The sequence below is a fragment of the Streptomyces sp. NPDC048734 genome (assembly GCF_043198675.1).
GTDB lineage: Bacteria > Actinomycetota > Actinomycetes > Streptomycetales > Streptomycetaceae > Streptomyces.
Genome location: NZ_JBICUZ010000012.1, coordinates 15,926 through 33,033, shown reverse-complemented (window position 1 = coordinate 33,033; position 17,108 = coordinate 15,926). Strand labels below are relative to the sequence as shown.

Here is a 17,108-nt window from a genome sequence, read left to right as displayed (position 1 = left end):
CCCCCGCATGACCGCACAAGCCACCTTTCCCCATGAACGCAGCGCTCGCTGCATCCATCCATCAGGAGAGAACCATGATGAACACCCGTGTCCGTCGTATCGCCATGACCGTCGCCGCCGCCGCCGTACTGCCCCTGGCCCTGACCGCCTGCTCCGACGACGGTGGCGACTCCGCCTCCTCGGACTCCTCCAGCAAGGCGGCGGCCCCGGCGACGGCGTCCGACGACGGCATGGACGGTTCGACGAACACCTCCGCCGTGGACGAGCCGTTCGGCCCGGCCTGTGCCTCGGTGCCGAAGGACGGCGACGGCTCCTTCGACGGCATGGCCAAGGACCCGGTGGCCACCGCCGCGTCCAACAACCCCGCCCTGTCCACCCTGGTGACGGCGGTGAAGAAGGCCGGCCTCGTCGACACCCTCAACAACGCCCAGAACATCACCGTGTTCGCCCCGACCAACGACGCCTTCGCCAAGATCCCGAAGGCCGACCTGGACAAGGTCCTCAACGACAAGGCCGCCCTGACGAAGATCCTCACGTACCACGTCGTCGGTCAGAAGCTGGCTCCGGCGGACCTGGAGAACGGCTCCTTCGACACCCTGGAGAAGTCGAAGCTGACCACCTCCGGCTCGGACGAGTCGTACACGGTCAACGACTCCGCCAAGGTGGTCTGCGGCAACGTCAAGACCGCCAACGCCGACGTGTACATCATCGACACCGTGCTGATGCCCGGCAGCTGACGGCGGGCCGGGACCGCGGGCCGGGGCCGCGGGCCGGGGACGCGGGCCGGGGACGACGGCCCGGCCCGGCCCGGCCCGGCCGCTCGACGACGCGGACAGGAGTGGCCGGGGCAGGGTCCCCGGCCACCTCACCGCTCGTCCCGCTGTCCCGCCGCCCCGCTGTCAGGCGGAGCCTTCCGGTGCCGGGGAGTCGGCCCGGCCGCCCGCTCCCAGCAGGCCTGTGGCCTCGAAGGGATGCGCGGCGGCCAGTCGGGGCAGTTCCCTGCGGGAGAGCATGGTGACCACCGGCGGCATGGCCGCCCGGACCAGTTGCGTGGCCCGCAGCCAGGACGGCACGTAGACGGCGGGACGGCGCCGCTCGACCGCGCGGACCAGCCGTTCCGCCACGAAGGGCGCGGGATACACCTTGCGGGCCGGCGGGGGCATGTGGCCGCGTAGTTCCCGCAGCACCGCGTGCGCGTCGACGTCGCGGATCATGTCGGTGTCGGTCCAGTTGATGTAGGCGACACCCACGCCCACCCGCCGGTGGGCGACTTCGGCGCGCAGGGAGTGGCAGAACGACTCGACACCCGCCTTGGAGGCGCAGTAGGCGCTCATCATCGGTGCGGCTCCGATGGAGGCGAGCGACGCCACCTGGAGGAAGTAGCCGCAGGTGTCGAACAGGGCCGGCAGATGGGCACGGGCGGTGACGGCACTGCCGACCAGGTTCACTTCCACCACCCGGCGCCAGATCGCGGGGTCCGACTGCGCGAAGGGCCCTCCCTCCGCCAGGCCGGCATTGGCGACCACCACGGACGGCGCCCCCAGACGCTCCTTCACCTCGGCGGCCACCTCTGCCATACGGTCGTCGTCGGTGACGTCCACCTCCCAGCACAGCGACCCGGTCGGCAGCCGTTCCCGGACTCTGGCCAGCGTGTCCTCCTCGCGGCCCAGCAGCGCCACCCGGACGCCACGGTCGGCCAGCCGCACGGCGATCGCCTCCCCCAGCCCCCGTGCCGCTCCCGTCACCACCGCCGTACGGCCACGCAGCGGGCTCACGTTCCTCGTCACGCGGCGGCCCCCTCGGTTCCGGGGCCCTCGGCGCGGTGCGAGGCCGACGGCGAAGCGCCGTCCGGGTCCGCCGGCACCGTCGGGTCCGCACGGCCACGGGGCCGGCGACCACCGCCCGCTGCCTCACTCCGGCGGCCCGCCGTCGTCTTCGTGGTTGCCCTGGTCAGTCGCGCCTTGCCCATGGGAGAGTCCGTTCCGATCCAGCAGGAAGCGCCGTTGACGGCCCGGTCCCAGCCTGACCGCCCGGCCCGCCGACCGCACCCGCAGGGCCGGCCTCCGCGCCCCGATGGCTCTCGATCCAGCCGTACGGCTCAGCGGACCCGTCTTCCGGCCGGACGGGGTCCGGCTCGGGGCCGGAGGCCGTCGACCACGTGGTCGACGGCCTCCGGCCGGGCAGCGGTCTGCCCGAACAGGGCTTCGCCGGCTCCCCTTCTGCGAGACCCCCCGGTTCTGCGAAACCCACCCCGGCGGGGCGAACGGTTTGCCGGGTGCACGTGACGCCCGACGGGGCCGGTCGGCGCTCCCGGGGCGACACGGTCCGGCCCGCAGACCCACGAGGCCGCCCCGCCTTGTCGGACGGGGCGGCCTCGGTCGCCTGACGGAGCGGGTTCAGACCGCGTCGCGCCTGGGCAGGCGCCAGTTCGGGCGGGGGAAGTGGCAGGTGTAGCCCTCCGGGTAGCGTTCCAGGTAGTCCTGGTGCTCGGGTTCGGCTTCCCAGAACTCGTCGGCCGGGACCACCTCGGTCACGACCGGGCCCGGCCACAGGCCCGACATGTCGACGTCGGCGATCGTGTCCTCGGCGATGCGTCGCTGTTCGTCGTCCAGGTAGAAGATGGCGGAACGGTAGCTGGCGCCGATGTCGTTGCCCTGCCGGTTCTTCGTGGTCGGGTCGTGGATCTGGAAGAAGTACTCGAGGATGGTGCGGTAGTCGGTGGCGGCGGGATCGAAGACGATCTCGATCGACTCGGCGTGGCTGCCGTGATCACGGTAGGTCGGATGCGGCGTGCCGCCGCCGCTGTAGCCGACCCGCGTGCTCAGCACGCCGGGGAGCTTGCGGATCAGCTCCTGCATGCCCCAGAAGCAACCGCCGGCCAGCCACGCCTTCTGCTGGTCGTCACTCATCGCGGGATCTTCCTTCCTTCGTGCGTGAGCGAGGTGCTCACGTGCGGCCGGACCGGTAACCCGTACGTCGACGAACTTCGGCGGAGCGGGCGGTGAACCAATCGTCTCACCTTCAATCGTCACCAGTCAAGCAAGTGACGGTGCGGGTGGTGTTCCCCCGCGTTTCCCGAGCCGGGTCGGACTGACGCATCGGCGCGACCCGGCTCGTTCGGGTGTGGCGGCACCCCGGTGATCGTCGCCGTCGTCCAGGGCCACAGGGGCAGTGTGCCGAGCACGTCCCGCCGAAACGACGTGGGCCTCCTCGCCGAGGAGGCCGAACCGTTCACCGGCGCGCTGCTCGGCGACTTTCCGCAGGCTCTGAGCCGCATCGGTCTCGTCGGCGCGGCCTGGGTCATCCATCAGGCGGAGAGCGCGTCGGCTTGACGGCAGGGGGCGGGACCGGCGCCAGAGCACGCGACGGTTCTCCCGGTGTGCGCCCGTCATGCCGGTTGGCCACACTGGAGTGGAGGAGAACGGACCGGGTCGGCCGACTTTGGACGTCGAGCGTCCCCGGGCGGCCTGTGTCCAGGAGATCCCGACCCCGACCTGCTTCACGGACCGGATGTGTTGCACGGACCGGACTCGTTCGACGAGCCGGACGTGCCGCGGCCGGACCCACGGCGCGACCAGCACGGTTCGAGGCGTCCCGGTGCGGTGTCGACGGATCTCCACCCGGCCCCGGATCGGTTCAGGAGGCCATGATGGGAGCGCTGGACGAACGGGTGGCGATCGTCACCGGGGGAGCCGGAGGGATCGGTGCCGCGACGGCTCGGCTGTTCGCCGCCGAGGGCGCGGCTGTGGTCGTGGCCGACGTCGCCGACGCCGAGGGGGAGAAGCCGGCCGCGGAGCTCGGCCCTCCCTCCCGCTACGCGCACCTGGACGTCAGCGACGGGGACGACTGGCAGACCGTCGTCACGCGGACCGAACGGGAAGCGGGCCCCGTGTCGGCACTGGTCAACAACGCCGGGATCCTGGAGTGGGGCACCATCGAGGAGCAGTCCCCCGAGTCCTTCCGCAGGGTCATCGACGTCAACCTCCAGGGCGCCTGGCTGGGCATGCGGACGACGGCGCCCTCCCTGCGCCGGGCCGGGGGAGGGGTGATCGTGAACATCTCCTCCATCGCCGGCCTGACCGGATACACGGGGATCGGGGCGTACGTGGCCAGTAAGTGGGGGCTGCGAGGCCTGACCAAGACCGCGGCGCTGGAAGTGGCCGCGGACGGGATCCGTGTCTGCTCGGTCCATCCGGGAGCCGTGCGCACCGCGATGACGGCCGACTTCGACGACTCCTTCACGGCCGCGCAGCCGCTCCCGCGGTTCGGTGAGCCCGGGGAAGTCGCCCGCATGGTGCTCTTCGTCGCCACCGGTGCCACCTATTCGACCGGTGTCGAGTTCGTCCTGGACGGCGGTGCCACCGCCGGGCCGTCGACCGACCTGCCCGCTGCCGACTGAAGCCGGACCCGTCCGAGCTGTCCGCCCCCGGAAAGAGATCTCCCGTGCCCCACGGCACGACCCCGTGCCTGCGGCCGGCACCGATCCGGGAGGAGCGCGACGGCTGCCGGGGGTGAGCACCTGCCCGCGATCACCACGGAGGAGGCGCCGGGGCCCGGACCTCCCGCGGGACCCGGCCGGCGCCCGTGGCCCGTTCGTCGGCCGCAGCCGGTGTACGACGCCTGCTAGGGCGTGTTCCGAAAGTGGCGTCGTCTGCCCGAAGGGCAGGCCCGGCGGCGTCTGGTGCGTGCGATCGCAAGGCGGAGGGTCGCCCCGATACTGGTTGTGTCGGGGCGATCCCGACAACGCGGCGAGCGTGCGTGCCAGGCGTCGCCGGGCTGGGGGCACCCCCTCTGGGGGAGGGACTTTCGAAACGCGCCCCAGTGCGCCGGTGCCCCGGTCGCCGCCGGCGTACTCGCCGACCGCGTGCCGGGACGGGCGGGTCAGGGGTTGCCCAGAGCCTGCTCGACGGTGGCGTGGCAGGGGATGACCTCGTCGATCCCCACGATGTGCAGGACGTGCAGGACCGGCGCCTGCGCACCGGCGATGCGCAGCCACCCCTCGGTGGCACTGACGGCCCGGTGGGCGACGACGAAGGCGTTGATGCCGCTGGAGTCCATGAAGGTGACGCCGCTGAGGTCCACCACGACCCGTGACGGCGCCGCCGCCCCGCGCCGCGGCATCAGGGCCTCGCTGAGCACGTGCTTGACGTCGTGGTCGATCTCGCCGCGCACGATCACGACGCGTACGCCGTCGACCACGCTCTGCTCAATGACGAGCCCGTCCGGCCGGTCTGCTTTCGGGATGTCGGTCACTGTCTCCTCGACTGCGTTTACGCTTGCTCCGGGTCAGGACCACGCGTGGACGATTCTGCCTCACCGCCCGGGCCGGATGCACGCGATCGGCCGTTCCGGACGGCGCATCCGGGGCAGACGTAGTCACCTGGTGGGACATCCGCGCTCGGGTGGACGGGGAGTGAGGCGATGCTGGTGGGATCCGGGGCCGAGGACGGCGACTGCAGGGCGCCCGGCGACCGTCCGTTGCGTGCCGGCTTCGCTCTGGGCGGGGGCGACGGCTGCATCGCCGAAGCCCGCCACCACGCCACCGCCTTCCTCGAACAGGTCCGCGACGGTCATCGGCTCGCCGTGTCCGCGCGCGCGACGGACCTGACCCAGCTGGTGGTCAGCGAGCTGGTCACCAACGCCCGCAAGTACGCCCCCGGCCCCGTCCTGATGGAACTGCGGATCATCGCCGACAGTGTGGAGGTGACCGTGTGGGACAGCGATCCCACGGTCCCCGCCGCGCGGGCCACGGACCCGGCGAGGATCGGCCAGCACGGCCTGGAGATCGTCAAGGCGGTGACCGAGGACCTCTCGGTCCACCAGGAGCCGGTCGGCAAACGGATCACGGCCCGCATCGCTCTGGCCGACCCGGCCGACAGCGGTGCCGCCGCCCGCGGACCGGCGTGACGGACGCTCCCGTTCGGTGCAAGGACCGTGGGCCCCGGGTGTTCCCGGGGCCCACGGTCCTGCTGCCGTCTAGCGGGTCACCAGCGGTACCAGCGGCCCTTGCGGCCGCCCGTGTCCGCGCTGCGCATGACGAAGCCGAGCAGCCAGACGACCAGCACGATGACGGCGATCCACCACAGTGCCTTCAGCGCGAAGCCCGCGCCGAAGAGGATCAGGGCCAGCAGGAGAACGAGAAGCAGGGGAACCATAGTTATCAACCTCCGCCGCTCCTGGTGCCCGGCGAACGGGAGAACATACGGCCGGATCATCTGGTTTCTTCACCGTACTTCCGGGCACCCCCCTCACTTTCTCCACCGACGCTCACCTCGTCCCCGAACGCGAGGTCCCGCGGAGGCTCCCGCCGTGCGCCCGGCGAGCGCGACGCCGCTCACGACGACTCGCGCACCACCAACTCGGTCGGCAGCGTCAACTGCTGCCGGTCGGCGCCGTGTCGGGTGATGCCGGTCAGGATCCTGGCCATCGTCCGGCCCAGTTCCTCCACCGGCTGACGCACCGTGGTCAGCGGCGGGGCGGTGTGGCGGGCGAGCACGGAGTCCTCGAACCCGACGACGGCGACGTCACCGGGCACCTGCCGTTCCTGGCGGCGCAGTTCGGCCATGGCGCCGACGGCCATGAGGTCCGACGCGGCGAACACGGCGTCCAGGTCCGGCGCGCGTTCAAGAAGCGAACGCATCGCCCGGCGCCCGCCCTCCTCGGTGAAGTCGCCCCCCTCGACCAGGGATTCGTCGGCTCGCACTCCCGCCTCGCGGTGGGCGTCGCGCCAGCCGGCCAGCCTGCTGCGGCCGACGTCCATGTCGAGCGACCCGGTGATGGTGGCGATGCGGCGCCGGCCCCTGTCCAGCAGGTGCCGGACGGCCGCCGTGGCGCCTCCGGTGTTGTCCGACTCGACGTAACTGAGCCGCTCCCGCTCGTCCCTGCGGCCGGCCAGCACGGTGGGCAGCCCCATCTCCTCCAGAATGCCGGGCAGCCGGTCGTGCGCGTGGACCGAGACCAGCAGGACGCCGTCGACCCGGCGGGTCGCCACCGACGTGGTGAGCTGGTCCCGCTCGAGCTGGTCGCGGACGAGCGTGAGCTGCAGCTGGGTCCCGGTCTCGGCGAGCGCCGCGCTCACGCCGCGGATCAGGGCGGCGAAGAACGGCTCCGATCCGAGCCGGCTCTCGGACTCCGGGATCACCAGCGCCACCGAGTCGGTGCGGCTGGTCACCAGGCCCCGGGCCACGGAGTTGGGGATGTAGTTCAGTTCCTTGATCGCCGCCAGGACCCGCTCCCGGGCGTCCGCACTGACGAGGTCCGAGCCGTTGATGACACGGGACACCGTGGTCCGCCCCACCCCGGCGCGGGCGGCGACGGTTTTGATCGTGGGCTGGCGGTTCCCTGTCATGTGCTCCTCCGGGCGGCTACCGCGGCGGCAGCGCCGCGGACGTGACCAGCGGCAATTGTGGCAGACGCCACGCCGGCGGCAGCACCCTCGCCGAGTCGGGAAGGGAACGCCGGACGTCCGGTTCGGCAACGAATTGTTTTCAGGTCATTGACAGAGCCGTTCGCTGCCACGAGTCTTCCATCCGCCGGTGGGAACGTGCCCACCGTCTGGTGGGTACGTTCCCACCGCTCGTCGTGCCGCCGTAGCCCTCACGTGCAACCCGCCACTCCGGTGCGTCAGCGCCGTCGCTAGGAGGACATTCATGAGCACTCACAGGACCCCGCGCACACGAGCGGCCGCGGTCGTCGCGGCCGCCGGTGCGCTCGCGCTCGTCGTCGGCTGTGGAGGCGGTGACGACTCGGCGACGGGTGGCGGCAAGAAGGACGGCAAGGTCACCATCACCATGGGCATGTACGGGGTGATGGGCTTCAAGGAGACGGGCCTGCTCGAGCAGTACGAGAAGGAGAACCCGAACGTCGACATCAAGGCCGAGGTGGCCGGTGACGAACAGACGTACTACACCGCCCTGCAGACCCGGCTGGCCGGGGGCAAGGGACTGAAGGACATCCAGGGCATCGAGATCGGCCGGGCCAAGGAGATCGTCGACACCCAGGCCGACAAGTTCGCGGACTTCTCCGACGTGACCGGCACCGACCACTTCCTGCCGTGGAAGCAGTCCCAGATCACCACCGCGGACGGCAAGGTGCTCGGACTCGGCACCGACATCGGCCCCATGGCCGTCTGTTACCGCAAGGACTACTTCGAGAAGGCCGGCCTGCCCACCGACCGCGAGGAGGTCGCCAGGCTGTGGGAGGGGGACTGGAAGAAGTACGTCGAGGTCGGGCGCACCTTCAAGAAGGACTTCAAGGGTGACAAGGTGGCGTACCTGGACGCGGCGAGCGGCCTGTTCAACGCCATGGTCTACGGCTACTCCGAGCAGTACTACGACGCCGAGGGCGACCTGATCTACGACAAGAACCCCGCCGTCAAGGAAGCCTGGAACCTCGCCGCCGACGCCGCGGAGGCCGGCCTGACCGCCAAGCTCCGCCAGTTCCAGCCCGGTTGGGACCCCGGTCTGGCCAACGGCACCTTCGCCACGGCCGTCTGCCCGGCCTGGATGCTCGGCCACATCGGTGAGAAGGCGGGCGCCGCGCACAAGGGCAAGTGGGATGTCGCCAAGGCGCCCAAGGGTGCCAACTGGGGCGGTTCCTTCCTCGGGGTGGTCGAGCAGAGCCCGGTGCGGGAGGAGGCCAAGAAGCTCGTCGCCTGGCTGACCGCGCCCGAACAGCAGGCACACATCTTCGAGAAGCAGGGCAGCGTCCCGTCCTCGCAGAAGGCGCTGGAGATGCCCGAGGTGCAGAACCTCACCTCCGAGTACTTCAACAACGCCCCGATCGGCCGGATCTTCGGCGCGGCCGCCCGGGAGATCCCCGACAAGCAGGTCCTCGGCCGCAAGGACGGCACGATCAAGGACACCTTCTCGCAGGGCCTGGCCCTCATCGAGCAGCAGGGCACCTCGCGCGACGAGGCCTGGAAGACCACCGCGGAGCGCATCGAGAAGGCGGTCGGCTGACCCGTCGCGCCAAGGGCTGTCGTTTGGATCATGCCGGGCTCGCGGGGTCCGGCACCGCTCCCCACTCTCGGCTCCGCCCGAGCGGGAGGTACCCCCACCGCCGCGTTGTCGTCGGTCGCCGGGGCTCCTCCCCGACTCCCTCCTCCGCCTCGCGACGTCCCCCACCGCCCGAAAGGCGTAGGAGGCGCCCCCGGCACCGGACCCCGCTTTCTGATCCGGCCCGACCCAGACGACAGACCCTGGGCCGGCCACCCGGGTCCGCGCGCACCTCGCCCGCGGGCCCGGGCGACCGGCTCACACCCCCGCTCCCAGAAAGGAACTCCGGTGGCCACCTCCATCTCCAAGGCCCAGGCCGGCGAGGGACGTCGAGGACCGTCCCGGCCGGACGGCGACGGCGCGGGCCAGCGACGCGGCGCGCTGCTGCACCGGCTGGACGTCAAGGGCGCACCGTACGCGTTCGTCGCCCCGTTCTTCGTCGTGTTCGCCGCGTTCAGCTTCTACCCCCTCGTCTACACGTCCTGGATCTCCCTGCACCGGGTGGAACTGGCCACCCTCGACGTCATGGAGTGGGTGGCGCTCGACAACTACGTCGACCTCTGGAACGACTCCCGGTTCTGGAACGCGACGGCGAACACCGTCACCATCGGCGTCATCTCCACCGTGCCGCAGCTGCTGATGGCGCTCGGCCTGGCCCACCTGCTCAACTACAGGATGCGCGGCTCGCTCTTCTTCCGCATCGCCTCGCTCGTCCCCTACGCCACCTCGGTCGGCGCCGCCGCCCTCGTGTTCACCATGCTGTTCGAACGCGACTTCGGCGTGATCAACTGGGCGCTCGGTCTGGTCGGCCTGGACCCGGTCGACTGGGAGGCGGACAAGTGGCCCGCCCAGGCCGCGATCTCCACCATCGTCATCTGGCGCTGGACCGGATACAACGCGCTGCTGTACCTGGCGGCCATGCAGGCCATCCCGGCCGACCGCTACGAGGCCGCCGCCATCGACGGGGCCTCCCGCTGGAGGCAGTTCACCAACGTCACCGTGCCCGGGATCCGCTCCACCATCGTCTTCACCATCGTGCTCTCCACCATCGGCGCGACGCAGCTGTTCGGCGAACCGCTGATCTTCGGCCAGGGGCCCAACGGCGTGACGGGCGGCGCGGACAACCAGTACCAGACGCTGGGCCTGCTGCTGTACGAGGAGGGCTGGAAGAACTACCAGATGGGCCGCTCGGCCACCGTCGCCTGGGCGATGTTCCTGCTGCTCGTCCTCGTCTTCGTCACGCAGCGCCTGATCGAGCGCCTGCGCTCCCGCACGCCCTGACCAGGAGTCCCCATGACCACAGAAAGCCTCCCGGTCCGGGCGGACGCTCCGGCCCGGACCGCTCCGAAGAAGCCCGCCGCCCGCGGCGGCCGCCGGCTGCTGGGCCCGCGCGCCGGCCGCCAGCACCACGCGGGCCCGCTCGCCTACGTCCTGCTCGCGATCACGGCCGTCGTGTCGATCTTCCCGCTGTACTGGACCATGGTGGCCGCCTCGACCGACAACACCCGCGTCAGCCAGACGCCGCCGCCGTTCCTGCCCGGCCCGAACCTCTTCGGCAACCTCGCCCGCGCCTGGGACGAGGCGGCGATGGGCAAGGCCATGGTCAACAGCCTGATCGTGGCCGGCGCCATCGCCCTGTCCACCGTCATGTTCGCGACGCTGGCCGGCTTCGCCTTCGCCAAGCTGCGGTTCAAGGGCCGCAACGTGCTGCTCATGCTGGTGATCGGCACCATGATGGTGCCGCCGCAACTCGGTGTCGTACCGCTGTTCATGATGATGTCCGAGCTGGGCTGGTCGCAGGAGCTGCCCGCCGTCATCTTCCCCACCCTGGTGAGCGCGGTCGGCGTCTTCTTCATGCGGCAGTACCTGTCGGAGGCGCTGCCGGACGAGCTGGTCGAGGCCGCCCGCGTGGACGGCGCGCACTCCCTGCGGATCTTCTGGAGCATCGTGCTGCCCGTGGCGCGCCCCGCGATGGCCGTCCTGTTCATGATCACGTTCGTGCACGCCTGGAACGACTTCTTCTGGCCCTTCGTGGTGCTCGACATGACCAACCCGACGGTCCCCGTCGCCCTCACCCAGCTCAGTGCCGGATACATCCGGGACCAGTCCCTGATCATGGCGGGCGCGCTGCTCGGCACGCTGCCGCTGCTGGCGATGTTCGTCGTCTTCGGCCGTCAGATCGTCAGCGGCATCATGGCGGGCGCCGTCAAGGGCTGACCCGGTCCGCCGACCCACTGGTCCGCCGGCCCGGCCACCGGTCCCGTCCCGCACGCCCGTCCACGCCACCCATCCACCCATCCAGTCACCCACCCAGCCACCCACCTGGAAAGGACCCACGTGGTCACCGCAGCACAACAGCACACCGCTTCCGGCCCGCAGGCCCCCCGCACCTTCCCCGAGGGCTTCCTCTGGGGTTCCGCGACCGCCTCCTACCAGATCGAGGGGGCCGCCGCGGAGGACGGCCGCACGCCGTCCATCTGGGACACCTACGCCCGCACCCCGGGCCGGGTCCGCAACGGCGACACCGGTGACATCGCCACCGACCACTACCACCGCTGGCGCGAGGACGTCGCCCTGATGGCCGACCTCGGCATCGGCGCCTACCGCTTCTCCCTCGCCTGGCCCCGGATCCAGCCCACCGGCCGCGGTCCCGCCGGGCAGCAGGGCCTGGACTTCTACCGGCGTCTCGTCGACGAGCTGCTGGACAAGGGCATCCAGCCCGTCGCCACCCTCTACCACTGGGACCTGCCGCAGGAGCTGGAGGACGCCGGCGGCTGGCCGGAGCGCGCCACCGCCGAGCGGTTCGCCGAGTACGCGGCCCTGGCCGCCGACGCACTCGGGGACCGGGTGAAGACCTGGACCACGCTCAACGAACCCTGGTGCAGCGCCTTCCTCGGCTACGGCTCCGGCGTGCACGCCCCCGGCCGCACCGACCCGGTCGACGCCCTGCGCGCCGCCCACCACCTCAACCTGGCCCACGGCCTGGCCGTCCAGGCACTGCGCGGCCGCATCCCCGCCGACGCCCAGTGCTCGGTCACGCTCAACCTCCACCATCTCCGCCCGCTCACCGGCGCCGACGCCGACGTCGACGCCGTCCGCCGTATCGACGCGCTTGCCAACCGGGTCTTCACCGGACCGATGCTGCGGGGCGCCTACCCGGAGGACCTGCTCAAGGACACCGCGGCGCTGACCGACTGGTCCTTCGTCCGCGACGGCGACCTGCGGGAGATCCATCAGCCGCTGGACTTCCTCGGCGTCAACTACTACACGCCCACCGTGGTCTCCCGGGCCGACGGCAGCGGCACCCACACCTCGGACGGGCACGGCAGGAGCGCCCACAGTCCGTGGCCGGCCGCCGACGACGTCGCCTTCCACCAGCCCCCGGGCGAGACCACCGCCATGGGTTGGGCCGTCGACCCGAGCGGCCTGCACGAACTGCTGGGCAGGCTGGCGTCGGACTTCCCCGAACTGCCGCTCGTCATCACCGAGAACGGTGCCGCGTTCGACGACTACGCCGACCCCTCCGGCAACGTCAACGACCCCGCCCGCATCTCCTACCTGCGCGGCCACCTGGCCGCCGTCCACCAGGCCATCGCGGACGGCGCGGACGTGCGCGGCTACTTCCTCTGGTCGCTGCTGGACAACTTCGAGTGGGGATACGGCTACAGCAAGCGTTTCGGCGCCGTCTACGTCGACTACCCGACCGGCACCCGCATCCCCAAGGCCAGCGCCCGCTGGTACTCCGAAGTGGCCCGCACCGGCGTGCTCCCCGGCGCCTGACCCCGCCCCGGTCGGTCCCGTCGCACGGGAACGGGGCCGACCGCCGCGCGACGGAGAGCCCGCGCGGCAGGAGGTCAGCAGGCGTCGTACTTCCAGCCGCCGTCCTCCAGCGCCCACGGCTGCGCCCGCTGGTCGAACCCGGGCAGGCCCTGGACCTTGTAGCTGACGCGGCCGAGCTTGCCGGACACCTCGGCCCGCACGTCGGTCGCCGGGTGGTCCGGCCCGTGGTCGGCCTTCGCCCGCTTCACGACGGCGGCGTACGTGTCCGCGCCGATCTCCTCGCGGCAGCGTGCGGAGAGCATGCCGTACGCGGTGTCGGTGTCGGCCGCGAAGTAGGCCGAGGTGTAGACGGCCGCGGCGGCCTCCAGGTCGTCTCCCTCGTGCTCCTGCGGGACGGCGACGGTCTGCTCGGCGTCGGCCGGACCGGAGTCGCTCGCCGACGGGCCGTCGTCCTCGCCGGACGAGCAGGCCGTGAGGGCGAGAAGCCCCGCGGCGACGATGATCGAGGCGCGAGTGCGCATGATGTCCCCCCAAAACGGTGTGGCTGAGGGGAAATCGTGCCACAGCGCCGTCAGTTCGTCGCCGGGCCGGTGCCGCACACCGGCAGCGTCGGGCGCGGGCCGCCGTTCAGGGCCTGCAGGGCTCGCAGTTGGTCCTCCAGGCGGTCGGGTGCGGCGAGGAAGCGCAGGACCGCCTGGTGGAAGGCGTCGCGCAGGGCGGGGGGCATGGTGTCGGAGGCGTCCCAGCACAGACGGTGCTCAAAGCCGCGCAGGATCGAGCTGACCTTCCGCTCCAGGGGATCTTGCCCATCGTCCGGCGACGCGGCCTTCCGGTTGGCCGAGAAGTCGGGCAGCGCGGTGCCGGGGTCGGCCAGGAAGCGGATCAGCTGCCGGGCCTCGTCGGTCGCGTTCAGCAGGGCCGCGAGGTCGCCGGAGACCTCCCACCGGCCCGCACCGCCCCCCGCGCCGGGGATGACCTCGGCGGAGTGGACGAAGTCGCCCCCGACGCGCTTCCAGTGGGTGTCCCGGAACGACCCCTGGTGCTCCAGGCGCTGCCGCGGGCAGTCCTGGGCGAAGTCGTCCTGGAGCATCCGGCCGACGCGGGTCCTGTCGCCCGCGCCCACCATGTCGCCCCACGTCTGCCAGGCCCTGCGCACCCGGGGGTCCGTCCACGCGATGCCGCCGGTCGCCCACTGCTCGTAGACCCGCGGGCCGGACTGCTGGAGCAGGACGTCCTCCACCCAGTCGGTGCCCGGCCAGCCGGAGGTCGCGCCGGACCCCATGGCGAGGCACCAGCCGCCGGGGTCGGCGGCGATCCGGGCGATCCGGTCCGCCGACAGGCCGCCCGCGTGCCAGACCATGCTCTTCAGACCGGTCTTGACCGGCAGCCAGTAGGTGCGTTCCCGGCCGTCCTCGCCCGCCACCTTCGGCATCCACACACGGTCGTAGGCGCCGGCCTCGAACAGGCCGTCCAGCGGCTCCAGCCGGCCCTCGGCCGCGTAGGCCACCAGCTCGCCCGGGCCGGGCAGCACGGCCACGTCGGGCTGGGTCCCGGCAGCCAGGTCGGCGGCCAGCACCTGGCTCAGCGCGGAGCTGCCCTGGTAGACGACGTCGATGCGGTACTCGTCCTCGAACCGCCGCATGGCCCGCTCGAACTGGTCCCTCTCGTCACCGCTCCAGTTGGCGAGCACGGTCACCGAACCCGTCCAGCCGCGCGCCCACCGCACCCCCGTGACCACCCCGGCCGCGAGCAGGACCAGGCAGACGCAGACGATGCCGAGCGTCCGGGGCCGAAGGCGTCTCATCGCGGCACCCGGAACCGGTACTCGGCGACGCGCGGCCACAGCCCCACCCATATCAGCGCCATCAGCAACGCCCCTCCCACGAGGATCCATTCGGACAGGGACGCCCACAGACCGGCATCCGCCAGGTACCGCCCCACGTCCGCACCGGTCTCGGGGATCTCGTCCGCGGACCGGGTCGTGTCCAGCTCCGCGAGGGAGTCACGCATCGCCGCGTGCGCCCGTACGGTGAACCAGCCGAGGACCGCCACCCCGCTCGCGCACAGCACCGTGGCGGCGAGCAGGGGCGGGTGCACCGCGCTGCGGAAGCGGAGCCGCGCGAACCGCTGCGCCTCCACCAGGGCCGCGCACAGCACGAGGCACAGCACCAGGACCGCTGCCCAGCCCAGCCACAACGGCCAGGGGAAGGAGGCCTGTTCCCGGGCGACCCGCACCTGCTCGGCGCGCAGCTCGCCGAGGCGGTCGACGATGTCGTTCCGGCCCTGTTCGGCGTAGTGCAGGTAGGCGGCGCGCAGCGACGCATCCGTCTCCTTGCCGGCCCGCTCCACCCAGGCCGAGTAGACGGTGATCAGCCCGGTGACGGTCTGCAGGGTGTGCCGGTCCGCCGGGCCGGTGACGTTCTCCGAGGCCGCGACGGCGATGCTCTGATGGGCGACCGACAGCTGCGTGTGGAACTCACCGGTCGTGTCACCCGCCGCCCCGCGCCCGTCGACGGCCGCGTGCGCCCGCTGCAGCGCGGTCCTCGTGGTGTCCACGGCCAGGATCCCCGGGGTGCTCGACGACGCCAGCGGCACCGTGTCGTCGTGCACGCCCCGGTAGGCGGCGAACAGGGCGAGGGTGGTGAGGGCCCCGAGGGCCAGCAGCAGCCGGAGCCTGCGGGTCAGGTCCCGCCCGGTGGTGCTCACGGCCGCCCCTGGAGTCCGTGCCCGCACAGCGGACAGAAACGTGCCGCCGCGGGCACCTCCCCCTCGCAGGCCGGGCACCGCAGCATCGCCGCTCCCGGTCCGCCGGCGACCACCGGGTCGGCGGTGCCCGACGCGGGGCCGTACGTGCTGTGACTGCTGGCGGTGATCAGGTGCTCGAAGTCGACGGCCGCCACGCCGGGACGCAGCCGGACCCGCCCCGCCGCGGGGTCGTCGATCTCCACGAGCCGTTCCAGTCGGCCGAGCGACTGGTCGGCGCCGATGACGTGGGCGAGCCGCACGGCCCTGCCCAGGTGCTGCTGTGCCGCGTCACGCTCACCGTTGCGGTGGGCGTCGGTGGCGGCTGCGACGGCCTCGCCGAGCCGCTGGTGCTGCTCGAAGTGCTCGACGTGGATGTCGCTGTGCCCGGACAGCGCCGCGTCGTCGGTCCAGTGCACCAGGCACGGCCGGGGCGGCGTCAGCTCCACCCCGTCAGCGCCGGGAACGTCGAGGGACACCACCGCGAGCTGGAGGTCCTCCCCGCGGGGCCGCCCGGTGGGATCGGCGGACAGGCACAGCTGGTAGCGGCGGGTCTCGTCGCCCCACGCCCGCGTGACGAACCGCCGCGTCCCGTCGTCGCCCGTGCCGACGGGATCGAGTTCCACCTCGGTGGGGAAGACCTGCTTGAGGTAGCGCACCCCGGCCCCGGCCATGGGGGTCACCGAGATCACCAGCTCGGGAACGCTCTTGGCGAGCAGCCGGTGCATCAGTTGCTCGTACTCGCGCGCGAGCGCCGCCTCGTCCTGCACGGAGGAGCTCCGGCCGTGCAGACGGCTGGTGATACGCAGCAGTTCCCGGCCGTCCCAGCCGTCGCCGATGCCCCAGGCGTCGCACACGAAGCGCCCCGCGCAGGCCTCCAGGACGTCCGCCAGCGGCATCAGGTCGTCGTGCTGGTTCTTGCCGTCGGTCAGCAGCAGGACGTGTCCGATGGGTGCGTCCGCCTCCGTCAGCAGCCGGCGCGACAGGTCGAGCCAGCTGCCGATGCAGGTGCCCCCGCCCGCGACCAGGCGGTGCACGGCCCGCTCCGCCTCCGCACGGTGCCGGGCGTCCGCCCGGGCCATGGTCTCCGTCGGCGGATACACCATGCTCGCCGACTGGGTGCCCCGGACCACGGCGAAGGGGGTGCCGTCGGGGAGCAGCCGCAGTGCCGCCACGGCGGCCTGGTGGGCCGCGCGCAGCTTCTCCTGCGGATAGGCCATCGAACCGGAACAGTCCACCGCCAGCACCTGTGCCAGCACGGGACCCGAGGCGCCGCCGCCGTTCCCGGTGCCGTCCGCCCGGACGGTCACGATGGCGTGCATCTGCGGTTCGCGCGCCTGGCCGGACAGGTACTTCCACTGGCTGATGTCGAGGCCGGCCGAGGCACTCCTCGCCGCTCCCGTGCCGGCCGCTCCCGTGCCGGCCGCTCCCGTGCCGGCCGCTCCCGTGCCGGCCGCTCCCGTGCCGGCCGCTCCCGTGCCGGCCGCTCCCGCGCCGGCCGCCCCCGCGCCGTCCGGGTCTCTGTTCGCGGATGCCCCTGTGTTCACGGTGTCCGTGCTCCTCGCTCTCGTCGACGGGCCGTGGGCCCGC

Annotated in this window: 17 protein-coding genes; 8 read left to right on the top strand and 9 right to left on the bottom strand. The window is 72.2% G+C overall.

Annotated features, from left to right (window positions below):
* The first annotated feature begins 77 nt into the window (after positions 1–77).
* Positions 78–737 (top strand): fasciclin domain-containing protein, encoded by a 660-nt coding sequence (locus ACGFQC_RS27325; RefSeq protein WP_363089704.1) that lies wholly within the window; start codon positions 78–80, stop codon positions 735–737.
* Between the two features lie 162 nt (positions 738–899).
* On the opposite strand, the gene ACGFQC_RS27320 is transcribed toward ACGFQC_RS27325, so the two are convergent.
* On the bottom strand, positions 900–1,787 hold the full coding sequence (locus ACGFQC_RS27320; protein WP_363089525.1) for an SDR family oxidoreductase: 888 nt from the start codon (positions 1,785–1,787) through the stop codon (positions 900–902).
* A 609-nt stretch (positions 1,788–2,396) separates the two neighbouring features.
* A complete protein-coding gene (gene msrA / locus ACGFQC_RS27315; protein WP_363089524.1) occupies positions 2,397–2,909 on the bottom strand; it encodes a peptide-methionine (S)-S-oxide reductase MsrA in 513 nt (170 codons plus the stop codon).
* 228 nt (positions 2,910–3,137) lie between these two features.
* Here msrA and ACGFQC_RS27310 point away from each other — a divergent pair, with 228 nt between their 5' ends.
* Together ACGFQC_RS27310 and ACGFQC_RS27305 are read left to right on the top strand one after the other, a co-directional pair.
* Positions 3,138–3,332, top strand: a complete 195-nt coding sequence (locus ACGFQC_RS27310; protein WP_363089717.1) for a hypothetical protein — start codon at positions 3,138–3,140, stop codon at positions 3,330–3,332.
* A 317-nt stretch (positions 3,333–3,649) separates the two neighbouring features.
* On the top strand, positions 3,650–4,399 hold the full coding sequence (locus tag ACGFQC_RS27305) for an SDR family NAD(P)-dependent oxidoreductase (RefSeq protein ID WP_363089703.1): 750 nt from the start codon (positions 3,650–3,652) through the stop codon (positions 4,397–4,399).
* 482 nt (positions 4,400–4,881) lie between these two features.
* Here the strand turns inward: ACGFQC_RS27305 and ACGFQC_RS27300 are convergent, their stop codons facing one another.
* Positions 4,882–5,253, bottom strand: a complete 372-nt coding sequence (locus ACGFQC_RS27300) for an STAS domain-containing protein (RefSeq protein WP_363089523.1) — start codon at positions 5,251–5,253, stop codon at positions 4,882–4,884.
* 168 nt (positions 5,254–5,421) lie between these two features.
* Here ACGFQC_RS27300 and ACGFQC_RS27295 point away from each other — a divergent pair, with 168 nt between their 5' ends.
* Positions 5,422–5,907 (top strand): ATP-binding protein, encoded by a 486-nt coding sequence (locus ACGFQC_RS27295; RefSeq protein WP_363089522.1) that lies wholly within the window; start codon positions 5,422–5,424, stop codon positions 5,905–5,907.
* A 77-nt stretch (positions 5,908–5,984) separates the two neighbouring features.
* Here ACGFQC_RS27295 and ACGFQC_RS27290 read toward each other — a convergent pair whose 3' ends face one another.
* Both ACGFQC_RS27290 and ACGFQC_RS27285 read right to left on the bottom strand, forming a co-directional pair.
* Positions 5,985–6,155: a DUF5670 family protein gene (locus tag ACGFQC_RS27290; protein ID WP_030933194.1), complete on the bottom strand. Its 171-nt coding sequence runs from the start codon at positions 6,153–6,155 to the stop codon at positions 5,985–5,987.
* A gap of 179 nt (positions 6,156–6,334) precedes the next feature.
* Positions 6,335–7,348, bottom strand: a complete 1,014-nt coding sequence (locus ACGFQC_RS27285) for a LacI family DNA-binding transcriptional regulator (RefSeq protein WP_363093015.1) — start codon at positions 7,346–7,348, stop codon at positions 6,335–6,337.
* Positions 7,349–7,649: 301 nt separating this feature from the next.
* On the opposite strand from ACGFQC_RS27285, the gene ACGFQC_RS27280 reads away from it, so the two are divergent.
* The 4 genes from ACGFQC_RS27280 to ACGFQC_RS27265 all read left to right on the top strand — a co-directional run bounded on the left by ACGFQC_RS27280 (position 7,650) and on the right by ACGFQC_RS27265 (position 12,776).
* Entirely contained in the window at positions 7,650–8,960 is a 1,311-nt protein-coding gene (locus tag ACGFQC_RS27280; RefSeq protein WP_363093016.1) for an extracellular solute-binding protein, read from the top strand.
* A gap of 324 nt (positions 8,961–9,284) precedes the next feature.
* Positions 9,285–10,277 (top strand): sugar ABC transporter permease, encoded by a 993-nt coding sequence (locus ACGFQC_RS27275; RefSeq protein WP_363093017.1) that lies wholly within the window; start codon positions 9,285–9,287, stop codon positions 10,275–10,277.
* 12 nt (positions 10,278–10,289) lie between these two features.
* Entirely contained in the window at positions 10,290–11,213 is a 924-nt protein-coding gene (locus ACGFQC_RS27270) for a carbohydrate ABC transporter permease (protein WP_363093018.1), read from the top strand.
* 120 nt (positions 11,214–11,333) lie between these two features.
* Positions 11,334–12,776, top strand: a complete 1,443-nt coding sequence (locus tag ACGFQC_RS27265; RefSeq protein ID WP_363093019.1) for a GH1 family beta-glucosidase — start codon at positions 11,334–11,336, stop codon at positions 12,774–12,776.
* Positions 12,777–12,850: 74 nt separating this feature from the next.
* Here the strand turns inward: ACGFQC_RS27265 and ACGFQC_RS27260 are convergent, their stop codons facing one another.
* From ACGFQC_RS27260 to ACGFQC_RS27245, 4 genes are read right to left on the bottom strand one after another with little or no spacing between them, the layout of a single operon-like run.
* The gene (locus ACGFQC_RS27260) at positions 12,851–13,297 is read right to left on the bottom strand and encodes a hypothetical protein (protein ID WP_363093020.1); all 447 of its coding nucleotides are present in this window, start codon (positions 13,295–13,297) and stop codon (positions 12,851–12,853) included.
* Positions 13,298–13,347: 50 nt separating this feature from the next.
* On the bottom strand, positions 13,348–14,580 hold the full coding sequence (locus tag ACGFQC_RS27255; RefSeq protein ID WP_363093021.1) for an ABC transporter substrate-binding protein: 1,233 nt from the start codon (positions 14,578–14,580) through the stop codon (positions 13,348–13,350).
* Positions 14,577–15,482, bottom strand: a complete 906-nt coding sequence (locus tag ACGFQC_RS27250) for a hypothetical protein (protein ID WP_363093022.1) — start codon at positions 15,480–15,482, stop codon at positions 14,577–14,579. Before ACGFQC_RS27250 ends, ACGFQC_RS27255 begins: the two co-directional genes overlap by 4 nt.
* Positions 15,479–17,065, bottom strand: coding sequence for a VWA domain-containing protein (locus ACGFQC_RS27245; RefSeq protein WP_363093023.1), 1,587 nt, complete (start codon positions 17,063–17,065; stop codon positions 15,479–15,481). Before ACGFQC_RS27245 ends, ACGFQC_RS27250 begins: the two co-directional genes overlap by 4 nt.
* Positions 17,066–17,108 lie beyond the last annotated feature (43 nt).